The organism is Nonomuraea diastatica, assembly GCF_004349015.1.
In the GTDB taxonomy this organism is placed as follows: domain Bacteria; phylum Actinomycetota; class Actinomycetes; order Streptosporangiales; family Streptosporangiaceae; genus Nonomuraea; species Nonomuraea diastatica.
In genome coordinates, this window is sequence record NZ_SMKP01000260.1 from 1 (window position 1) to 11,907 (window position 11,907).

2 protein-coding genes are annotated in these 11,907 nt (G+C 74.2%); both read right to left on the minus strand.

What is annotated here, in order from left to right:
• Positions 1-5,452, minus strand: a 5,452-nt coding sequence (locus tag E1294_RS56810) for a type I polyketide synthase (RefSeq protein ID WP_132518832.1), incomplete at its 3' end; no start/stop codon positions are given.
• Between the two features lie 32 nt (positions 5,453-5,484).
• Positions 5,485-11,907 (minus strand): type I polyketide synthase, encoded by a 6,423-nt coding sequence (locus E1294_RS48025; protein ID WP_281284619.1) that lies wholly within the window; start codon positions 11,905-11,907, stop codon positions 5,485-5,487.

The following is an 11,907-nucleotide window of genomic DNA, read 5'->3' on the forward strand; positions in this document are numbered from 1 at the left end:
CATTAGGCGCCGTCAACCCGTTACTCGCACCGTCCTGATTGACCGCGCTGCCCCGCACCACCGCCAGCACCCGATGCCCGAGACGCTCCGCGTCCGACAACCGCTCCACCAGCAGGACGCCGACGCCTTCCGACAGCCCGAAGCCGTCCGCCGCGCCGGCGAAGGACTTGCACCGGCCATCCCTGGCGAGCGCGCCCTGCAGGCTGAACCCGATGAACCCGACGGGGCTGCACATCACCGTCACGCCGCCGGCCAGCGCGAGGTCGCAGTCGCCGTTCCGCAGCGCCTGCACGGCCAGGTGCAGCGCGACCAGCGACGACGAGCAGGCGGTGTCGACCGTCACGGCCGGCCCTTCGAGACCGAGCGTGTAGGCGACCCGTCCGGACACGATGCTGCTGAGCGTGCCGGTGACGAGGTGCCCCACCGACTCCAGCGGGATCTGGTCGGAGTTGCGGCCGTACTCCTCGTAGGCGGCGCCCACGAACACGCCGGTACGGGTGCCGCGCAGCGAGGCGGGGGCGATCCTGCCGTGCTCGATGGCCTCCCACGAGGCCTCGAGGAGGAGCCGCTGCTGCGGGTCCATGGCCAGCGCCTCGCGCGGCGAGATCCCGAAGAACGCCGGGTCGAACTCGCCCGCGTCGTACACGAAACCGCCGTCCTGCGTGTACGAGGCGAGCGGGGCGTCCGGGTCGGGGTCGTAGATCCCGTCGACGTCCCAGCCGCGGTTGTCGGGGAGCGGGGAGATGGCGTCCCTGCCCTCGAAGACCAGCCGCCAGAGGTCGTCGGCGTTGTGCACGCCGCCGGGCATCCGGCAGGCCATCCCGACGATCACGATCGGGTCGTCGGCGACGGGGCCGCCTGCTCCGCTCGCGGGCACGATCTCGGCCTGCGTGCCGAGCAGTTCGTCGCGGACCAGGCTCGCGAGCACCTTGACGTTCGGGTAGTCGAAGATCACGGTTGCGGGGAGCCGGACGCCGAGTGCGGCGTTGAGCCGGCCGCGCAACTCGACCGCTGTGACCGAGTCGAAGCCGAGGTCCTTGAAGGCCCGGTCGACCTCCACCTCGGTGGCGGCGTATCCGAGCACGGCGGCCACCTGCTCGCGCACCTGCTCCACCAGCAGCCGCTCGCGGTCCTCGTCGTTCATCGGCAGGAGGCGGGCGCGCAGTTCCGAGGACTCGGTGGTGGCCTCCGTCTCGTTCTCGCGGGCCGCGAGGGCCTCGGGGACGCCGTCGAGCAGCGGGCGCGGCCGGGAGGCGGTGAAGACGGGTGTGAAGCGCGCCCAGTCGACGTCGGCGATGACGAGGTTGCTCTCGCCATCGTCGAGCGCCTGCCGCAGGCCGTCGATGGCCATCGCGGGATCCATGAACCTCACGCCGGTCCTGCGGGCGTCCTCCTCGTCGAGGAGGGTGGTCATGCCGCCACCCGCGGCGTCCCAGAAGCCCCAGGCGATGGCCGTGCCGGCGAGGCCGCGGCCGCGGCGGTGCGCGGCGAGCGCGTCGAGGTAGGCGTTGCCGGCGGCGTAGGCGCCGTTGTGCGCGCCACCCCAGATGCCGGCGCCGGAGGAGAAGAGCACGAAGGCGTCGAGCGGGCCGGTGAGGATCCGGTCCAGGTTGGCCGCTCCCGTGATCTTGGCCTGGGTGGCCTGGGCCAGCTCGTCCGGGGCGAGCCCGGTGATCGCCTGGATGTGGGGCACGCCCGCCGTGTGGAAGACCGACCGGATGGCGTCGCCGCCGTCCTCGACCTCGCGGACGAGTGCGGCGAGCGCGTCGCCGTCGGCCACGTCGCACTTGGCCACGGTCACCCGCGCGCCGAGCTCTTCCAGCTCGGACACCAGCTCGGCGGCTCCCGGGGCGTCGGCGCCGCGCCGGCTGGTGAGCACGAGGTGCCCGGCGCCGCTACCGGCGAGCCACCGCGCGACGTGCGCGCCGAGGCCGCCGGTGCCGCCGGTGATCAGTGCGGTGCCGCGCGGCCGCCAGCCGTCGGCGGGGCCGGTGCCCGTTCTGGGCGCCCTGGTGAGCCTGCGGGCGAAGACGCCCGAGGCTCGGACGGCCACCTGGTCCTCGTCCTCGATGCCGGCGAGCACGGCCGCCAGGCGGCCCGCCACCCGCTGGTCGAGCGTCTCCGGCAGGTCGACGTGGCCACCCCAGCGGCCCGGGTGCTCCAGGCCGAAGACGCGGGCGAGCCCGGCGACCGCGGCCTGCTCGGGGTCGCGCAGCAGATCGACCCGGCTGACGCTCTCGGCGCCGTCGGTGGCGACCCAGAGCGGCGCGTCCACGCCGGCGTCGTCCATGGCCTGCATCAGCGCGAGCGTCTCGGCCGGGCCGCAGTAGAGGGACAGCACGCCGGCCGGGGGGTCGTTCTCGCGCAGCAGCGCGGCGAGGTCCTCCCTGCCGGAGGCGTGGACCGGCTCGCACCGGGCCCCGTGCCGTTCGAGCACGTCGACGACGCAGGTCACCGCGTCGTCCACGTCCCTGTCAGCGGTCCTGTCGGCGGGGACGACGACGCGCCACGTGCCGGACAGCGCGGGCGGTTTCCCGCCGGGAACTGTGAGGGGAGCCCAGGTGACGCGGTAGCGCCAGGAGTCGAGCACGTCCTGGTCGCGCCTGCGCCGCCGCCAGGACGACAGCGCCGGCAGGATCGCGGCCAGCGGAGAGCCGTCCCCGATGCCGAGCGTGGCGGCGAGGGCGGCCACGTCCTCCCGCTCCACCGCCGCCCAGAACTCGGGATCGACGGAGTCCGCGGCCGGCTGCTCGGCCGCGCCGGTGCCCGGCATGTACCAGAAGCGCTTGCGCTGGAAGGCGTACGTGGGCAGGTCGACGCGCCGGGGGCAGGCGTCGGCGAAGTAGGCGTCCCAGTCGACGGTGACGCCCCGGCAGTGCAGGTGGCCGAGCGCCTCCGCGAAGGCGCGGGCCTCGTCGCGGTCCTTGCGCGCGGCGGTGACGAAGGCGGCGGCGGCGTCGCCGTCGAGCGTCTGCCTGGCCAGGCTGGTCAGGGTCCCGTCGGGGCCGATCTCCACGAACACCGTGGCGCCGCCGGCGCGGGCGGCGGTGACGGCGTCGGCGAAGCGGACCGCCTGGCGTACGTGGTCGACCCAGTAGCGGGCGTCGGTGAGCTGCCCGGCCTCCGCCTTCCTGCCGGTGACGTCGGAGATGACGGGGATGGCGGGCTCGTGGTACGTGAGCGACCCGGCGACCTGCCTGAACTCCTCCAGCATCGGCTCGACCAGCGGCGAGTGGAAGGCGTGGGAGACGCGCAGCCGCCGGGTGCGCACCTGCCGCCCGGCGAGCGCCTCGGCGATCTCGTCGATGTCGGCCGCCGAGCCGGAGACGACGACCGCGCCCGGCGCGTTGACGGCGGCGATGCCCACCCGGCCGGCGCGGCCCTCCAGCAGCGGCAGCACGTCCTCCTCGGGTGCGGCGACGGCGAGCATGGCGCCGCCCGCGGGCAGGGCCTGCATGAGCCGGGCGCGCGCGGCGACCAGCGTGCAGGCGTCGGGGAGCGAGAGCACCCCCGCCACGTGGGCGGCGGCGATCTCGCCGACCGAGTGCCCGGCGAGCACGTCCGCTTCGACGCCCAGCGAGGTCAGCAGCCGGTACAGCGCCACCTCGAAGGCGAACAGCGCGGGCTGGGTCATGCCCGTCTCGTCCAGCACGCCGTCGGGGTCGGTGAACATCACGTCCCTGATGGGGTGCGGCAGCAGCGGGTCGAGGACCTTGCAGACGTCCTCCAGCGCGTCGGCGAACACGGGGAACGCCTCGGCCAGCGCGGCGCCCATGCCGACCCGCTGGCTGCCCTGGCCGGCGAACAGGAAGGCGACCTTGCCGCCCGCCCCCGCACCGGTGACGGTTCCCGGCGCGGCGGCGCCGCCGGCGAGGGCCTGGAGCCCGGCCATGAGCTCGTCCTTGCTCTCCCCCACGATGACCGCGCGCTGGTCCAGCACGGCCCGGCCGGTCGCGAGCGACCAGCCCACGTCGGCGGGGCGCAGGTCCGGCCGCTCGTTCAGCCAGCCGGCCAGCCTTTCCGCCTGCGCGGCGAGCGCCTGCCGGTCGCGGGCGGAGACCGCCCACGGCACCAGCGGCAGGTTGAGCCCGGCGGCCTCCTGCTCGTCCTCGGCCGGCGCCTCCTCGATGATCAGGTGGGCGTTGGTGCCGCTGAAGCCGAAGGCGGAGACGGCGGCGCGGCGGGGCACCTCGTCCCGCTCCCACTCCCGGGCCTCGGTGAGCAGCTCGACCGCGCCGGCCGACCAGTCCACGTGCGTGGACGGCTCGTCCACGTGCAGCGTGCGCGGCAGCGTGGCGTTCCGCAGGGCCATCACCATCTTGATCACACCGCCGACGCCCGCGGCGGCCTGCGCGTGGCCGATGTTCGACTTGAGCGAGCCCAGCCAGAGCGGCCGGCCGCCGTCACGGTCCTGCCCGTACGCGGTGATGAGCGCCTGCGCCTCGATCGGGTCGCCCAGGGTGGTGCCGGTGCCGTGCGCCTCGACCGCGTCGACCTGGGAGGCCGACAGTCCCGCGTTGGCCAGCGCCTGCCGGATCACCCGGACCTGGGAGGGCCCGTTCGGGGCGGACAGGCCGTTGCTGGCGCCGTCCTGGTTGACCGCGCTGCCGCGGATGACGGCCAGCACCTGGTGGCCGTTGCGCTGGGCGTCCGACAGCCGCTCGACCAGCAGCACGCCCACGCCCTCGCTCCAGCCGGTGCCGTCGGCGGAGTCGGCGAACGACTTGCACCGGCCGTCGGCGGACAGGCCGCGCTGCTGCGAGAACTCGATGAACGTGTTGGGGGTGGCCATGACGGTGACGCCGCCGGCCAGCGCCAGCGAGCACTCGCCGCGCCGCAGCGCCTGGACGGCGAGGTGCAGCGCCACCAGCGACGACGAGCAGGCCGTGTCGATGGACACCGCCGGCCCCTCCAGGCCGAGCGCGTACGAGACGCGGCCGGAGATGACGCTGCCGAGCGCCTCGGCCCGGAAGTAGTCGTGGTACATGACGCCGGCGTAGACGCCGGTGCGGCTGCCGCGTACCGAGGCCGGGTCGATGCCGGCGCGTTCGAACGCCTCCCAGCTCGACTCCAGGAACATCCGCTGCTGCGGGTCGGTCCCGAACGCCTCGCGCGGGGAGATGGCGAAGAAGCCGGCGTCGAAGTCGGCGGCGTCGTAGACGAAGCCGCCCTTGCGCGCCGTGGTCGTCCCGGGGTTGTCGGGGTCGGGGTGGTAGAGGTTCTCGCTCCAGCCGCGGTCGGTGGGGAACTCGGAGATCGCGTCACCGCCGCCGTCGACGAGCCGCCACAGCTCCTCGGGCGAGGTGACCCCGCCGGGGTAGCGGCAGCTCATGCCGACGATCGCGATCGGCTCGTGCTCCCTGCCTTCGATCTCTCGCAGTTGCTGCCTGGTCTGGTGCAGGTCGGCCGTGACCCGCTTCAGGTAGCCCCGGAGCTTGTCTTCGTTTGCCATCGAACGTAGCCCTTCTCAGCCGCTGCGAAATATCAAGAGATCTCAAGCTCGTTGTCGATGAAGGCGAACATCTCGTCGTCGGAGGCGGACTCGATCTGGTCCACGACGTCGGATGTTCCGCCGGGGCCGTTGAGGCCGGACAGGAGCTCCTTGAGGCGCGTGGTGAGCCGGCTGCGCACCGTGCTGTCCTCGGCGAGTGTGGTGAGTGAGTCTTCGATCTGGTCCAGCTCCGCGAAGAACCGCAGGATGCCGGCCTCCTCGTCCTTCGTCTCGGCGAAGTACCCCATGAGGTGCTCGGTCAGGGCGACCGGGGTGGGGTAGTCGAAGACGGCGGTGGCGGGGAGCCGCAGCCCCGTGGCCTTGCCGAGCTGGTTGCGGAACTCGACCGCGGTCAGGGAGTCGAACCCGAGGTCCTGGAACGGGCGCTGGGGGTCGATGGCCGATCCGTCGGTGAAGCCGAGCACGGTGGCCGCCTGGCCGCGGACGATGTCCGCCAGTGCCGAGCGGCGCTCGTCGGGTTCCAGCGTGGCCAGCCGGTCGGCGAGCCCGTCGCCGGTGCCGACCCGCCGTACGGAGGTCCTGGCGCTGGTGCGGGCCTGCACGAAGCGGGCGGGGATGAGCAGTGCCCTTCCCGACGGTACGGCGGCGTCGAACAGGTCGAGCCCGTCGGCCGCGGACAGCGGCGCCAGCCCCATCCGCGCCAGCCTGCGCAGGTCGGCCTCGGACAACTCGCCCGACATGCCGCCCTGCTCCCACAACCCCCACGCCAGCGACGTCGCCGCCAGTCCCTCTGCGGCCCGCATCTGAGCGAGCCCGTCCAGGAAGGCGTTCGCCGCCGCGTAGTTACCCTGGCCCGCGCCCCCGAGCACACCCGCCATCGACGAGAACAACACGAACGCGGTCAGGTTCCGGTCACGGGTGAGCTCGTGCAGGTGCCAGGCGGCGTCCGCCTTGGGCCGCAGCACCCGGTCGAGCCGCTCGCCCGACATCGACGTGATGACGCCGTCGTCCAGGACGCCGGCCGTGTGCACCACGCCGACCAGCTCGTCCACGCCCTCCAGCACCCGGGCGAGCGCGTCGCGGTCGGCCACGTCACAGGCCGCCACATCCACCGCGGCCCCACGCTCCGACAACTCCGCCACCAGCTCGGCCGCGCCCGGCGCCTCCGGCCCACGCCGGCTGACCAGCAACAGCCGCCTGACCTCGTGCTCGGTCACCAGGTGGCGGGCCACCAGCGCGCCCAGACCACCCGTACCGCCCGTGATCAGCACCGTTCCGTCAGGTCCGAACACCGGCTCCGGGTCCGCCAGGTCCGCGGCCCTGCCGAGCCGTGGCGCCCGCAGCTCACCGCCTCTGATCGCCAGTTGCGGCTCTCCGGTGGCCAGCGCCTGGCCGACCACCGCCGGGTCGAGCTGGTCGGTGTCCGCGTCCAGCAGCACAAACCTGCCGGGCTGCTCCGCCTGCGCGGCCCTGACGAGCCCGCCCACCGCCGCTTGGGCGAGGTCGGGGCGCTCGCCGGGGGCGGTGGCGACGGCGCCACGCGTGAGGATGACGAGCCGCGCGGATTCGAGGTGCTCCTCGGCCAGCCAGCTCTGGAGCAGTTCGAGAGCCTCGTGCGTCGCGGTGTGGTGGTCCGGCCCAGGGGGGGAACCGGTGGGGCAGCGGACCAGGACGGCCTCGGGCAGGTCGGCCGGGTCGTGCAGCGAGCCGAGCGTGGCCGCGTCCGGGTAGGTCGCCGCTCCGGTGCCGAGGTCGTCGGCGCCGAGCAGCGCCCAGCCGACCGCCTCCTGCGCGGGCGCGCCGGTGACGGGGGTCCACTCGATCTCGTGGAGTGCGCCCCGGTTCGTGCCGCCCAGCTGCGCGGCGGCCAGGGGGCGCAGGGAGAGGGTGTCGACGACGGCGACCGGCGCGCCCAGTTCGTCGGCGATGGCCAGCGTGATGGCGGTCCCACCGGCGTTGGCGAGCTTGACGCGCAGGCTCGTCGCCCCCGCCGCGTGCAGGGAGACGCCCGACCAGGCGAACGGCAGGTACGGCCGCCCAGGCTCCGGCCGGGGCAGCAGGCCGCCCAGCGCGGTGGCGTGCAGCGCGGCGTCCAGCAGCGCGGGGTGCAGCCCGAACCGGCCGGCGTCCGCGTGCGCCTCCTCGGGCAACACGATCTCGGCGAACACCTCGCCGTGCCGCTCCCAGGCGCGGGTCAGCCCCTGGAACGTCGGCCCGTAGTCGAGCCCGATCGCCACCATGTCGTCGTAGAGGTCCTGGACGGCGACCGGCTGGGCGCCCGCGGGCGGCCACTGCGCCAGATCGACGTCGGGCTCCGGCACGCTCGCCGTGAGGGTGGCCTGCGCGTGCTGGGTCCACTCGGTGGCGTCCTGCGCCCGCGAGTGGACGGCCAGCGCCCGCCGGCCCGGCTCCTCGGTGGCCGTGGACACCAGCTGGAGTTGCACGCCACCGTCCTCGGGCACCACCAGCGGGGCCTGGAGGGTGAGCTCCTGCAGGTGCGGGCATCCGCTCTCGTCCCCGGCCCGGATGGCGAGCTCCACCAGCGCCGTGCCCGGTACGATGACGCTGCCGCCGACCACATGGTCGGCCAGCCAAGGGTGCGTGGCGACCGACAGCCGCCCGCTGAAGACCACCGTTTCGCCGCCGGCCACCTCGGTGGCCGCGCTGAGCAGCGGATGCTCGACGGCTCCCAAACCCGCGGTGGTGACGTCGCCGGTGCCGGGTCCCGGCCGGAGCCAGAAGTGCTCGTGCTGGAAGGCGTAGGTGGGCAGATCCACGCGGGACGGGCGCGCCGCCGCGAAGTACGCCGCCCAGTCGACGGTGACGCCGTGCGCGTGCATCCGGCCCAGTGCCTGGACGAACGTGCGGGCCTCGTGCCGGTCCTTGGCCCTCGTGCTGACGAAGGTCTCGTCTCCTGTGAGGGTCTGCTGGGCGAGCCCGGTCAGCGTGGTGTCGGGGCCGAGCTCGACGAAGACGGTGGCTCCCGCCGTACGGGCGGCGGCGACGCCGTCGGCGAACCGCACCGCACCACGCACGTGCTCCACCCAGTACGAGGGATCGGTCAGCTGCCCGGGCTCGGCCAGACGACCCGTCACGTTGGAGACGACCGGGATCGTGGGCTCGTGGAAGGAGATGCCGCCGATCGCCTCGGCGAAGTCGGCGAGCATCGGCTCCATCAGCGGCGAGTGGAAGGCGTGCGAGACCCGCAGCCGCCGGGTTCGCGCCTCCGTCCGGCTCTCGATCTCCGCGATGGCCGCCTCGTCACCGGAGACCACCACTGCGGCCGGTCCGTTGACCGCCGCGATCCCGGCCCGGTCCGCACGGCCCTCCACGAGCGGCAGCACCTGCTCCTCCGGAGCGGCGATGGCCAGCATCGCCCCACCGGAAGGCAGCGCCTGCATCAACCGGGCACGGGCCGCGACCAGCGTGCACGCGTCCTCCAGCGAGAACACCCCCGCGACGTGCGCGGCGGCGATCTCGCCGACCGAGTGCCCGGCCAGCACCGCGGGCGCGACGCCCAGCGATTCCAGCAACCGGTACAGGGCGACCTCGAAGGCGAACAGGGCCGGCTGGGTCATGCCCGTCTCGTCCAGCACCTCGGCAGGGCCGTCGGCCATGGTCGCGCGCAGCGGGTGGGGCAGCAGCGGGTCGAGCACCCGGCAGATGTCGTCCAGCGCCTGCGCGAAGACCGGGAAAGCGTCGGCGAGCTCCCGTCCCATGCCGACCCGCTGGCTGCCCTGGCCGGCGAACAACATCGCCGCCTTGGCCCTCGATCGGGCCAGGCCGGTCTCGACCGCCGGCTCGCCGTGCCTGCCGTCGGCCACCGCCGCCAGCGCCTCCAGCAGCTCGGCGCGGTCCGCGCCGGCGACGACCGCACGGTGCTCCAGCACCGCCCGGCCCGTCGCGAGCGACCAGCCGACGTCGGCCACGTCCAGTTCGCGGCGCGACTCCATCCAGGTGCGGAGCCGTGCCGCCTGCGCCGCCAGCGCCTCCTCGCTCCTGCCGGACAACACCCACGGCACCACGGGCAACGCGGCCGCCGGCTCGGGCGCGGCCGCCGGCTCGGCCGGCGACTCCTCCAGCACGACGTGCGCGTTGGTGCCGCTGATGCCGAACGAGGAGACGGCGGCGCGGCGGGGCGCCTCGTCGCGCTCCCACGACCGGGCCTCGGTGAGCAGCTCGACCGCGCCGGCCGACCAGTCCACGTGCGTGGACGGCTCGTCCGCGTGCAGGGTCCGCGGCAGCTCGCCGTTCCGCAGGGCCATGACCATCTTGATGACGCCCGCGACTCCGGCGGCGGCCTGCGCGTGGCCGATGTTGGACTTGATCGACCCCAGCCACACCGGCCGGTCCTCGGGGCGGTCCTGCCCGTACGTGGCGAGGATCGCCTGCGCCTCGATCGGGTCGCCCAGGGTGGTGCCGGTGCCGTGCGCCTCGACCGCGTCCACGTCGGCCGCCGACAGCCCGGCGTTCGCCAGGGCCTGCCGGATCACCCTCTGCTGCGAGGGCCCGTTCGGGGCGGTCAGCCCGTTGCTGGCGCCGTCCTGGTTGACCGCGGAGCCGCGCACCACGGCGAGCACCTGGTGCCCGTTGCGCCGCGCGTCCGACAGCCGCTCCACCAGCAGCACGCCCGAGCCCTCCGAGAGCCCGACGCCGCCTTCCGACTCCGCGAACGCCCGGCACCTGCCGTCGACGGCCAGGTTGCGCTGCCGGGAGAACTCGATGAACGTCCACGGCGTCGCCATCACCGTGACGCCGCCGGCCAGGGCGAGGTCGCAGTCGCCCGACCGCAGTGCCTGCACCGCCAGGTGCAGCGCCACGAGCGACGACGAGCACGCCGTGTCCACGGTCATCGCCGGGCCTTCGAGCCCGAAGACATACGACACGCGGCCGGAGGCGACGCTGCCGGAGTTGCCGGTGCCGATCAGCCCTTCGAGCTGGTCGGGCACGGAGGAGAGCTGGCTGGCGTAGTCGTGGTACATGACGCCGGCGAACACGCCGGTCCTGCTGCCGCGCAGCGCGGTCGGGTCGATCCCGGCCCGCTCGATCGCCTCCCATGACGTCTCAAGGAGCAGCCGCTGCTGCGGGTCCATGGCCAGGGCTTCGCGCGGGCTGATCCCGAAGAATCCCGGGTCGAACTCGCCCGCGTCGTGCAGGAAACCGCCGTGCCGGGAGTAGGAGGTGCCGCGGTTGCCGGGCTCAGGGTCGTACAGCGCGTCCAGGTCCCAGCCGCGGTCGGCGGGGAACTCGGAGATCGCGTCGCCACCCTGGGCGAGCAGCCGCCACAACTCCTCAGGGGATTCGACGCCGCCGGGGAAGCGGCAGGCCATGCCGACGATCGCGATGGGCTCGTCGTCGGCCCCCGTGACCCGCGCCTGGACGGCGGTCTCCTGCTTGCCGAGGAGCTCGCCGGACAGGTAGCGGACGAGCGCTTCCGGGGTCGGATAGTCGAAGATCAGGGTCGCGGGGAGCCGCATGCCCGTGGCCGCGTTGAGCCGGTTGCGGAACTCGACCGCCATCAGCGAGTCGAATCCCAGCTCCTGGAACGGCATCCCGTCGTCGACCGCCGACGGGTCGGCCATGCCGAGCACCACGGCGACCTGGGAGGCGACGAGATCCCGCAGCGCGGCCTGCTGCCCGACCGGCGGAAGGGCCGCGAGCTGCTGTTTGAGCCCGGCCGCGGCCTCCGACGCGGCGGTCACCACGCGCCTGCCGGACCCGGAGACCAGGCCGCGCAGGAGCGGGGGAACGGCGTCGGCCTGGGCGCCCATGGTCCTGATGTCGAGGTGGGCGGGGACCAGCAGGGCGCGGTCGTGGCGGAGCGCGGCGTCGAACAGGTCGAGCCCGTCGGCCGCGGACAGCGGCGCCACGCCCATCCGCGCCAGCCTGCGCAGGTCGGCCTCGGACAACTCGCCCGACATGCCGCCCTGCTCCCACAACCCCCACGCCAGCGACGTCGCCGCCAGCCCTTCCGCGGCCCGCATCTGAGCGAGCCCGTCCAGGAAGGCGTTCGCCGCCGCGTAGTTACCCTGGCCCGCGCCCCCGAGCACACCCGCCATCGACGAGAACAACACGAACGCCGACAGGTCCAGGCCGCGGGTCAGCTCGTGCAGGTGCCAGGCGGCGTCCGCCTTCGGCTCCAGCACCCGGTCCAGCCGCTCGCCCGACAACGACGTGACCACACCGTCGTCCAGCATGCCCGCCGTGTGCACCACGCCCACCAGCGAGTCCGCGACCGAGGTGATCACTCCGTAGAGCGCCTCGCGGTCGGCCACGTCACAGGCCGCCACGTCCACCGCGGCCCCAAGCTCCGACAACTCCGCCACCAGCTCGGCCGCGCCCGGCGCCTCCGGCCCACGCCGGCTGACCAGCAACAGCCGCCTGACCTCGTGCTCGGTCACCAGGTGGCGGGCCACCAGCGCGCCCAGACCACCCGTACCGCCCGTGATCAGCAC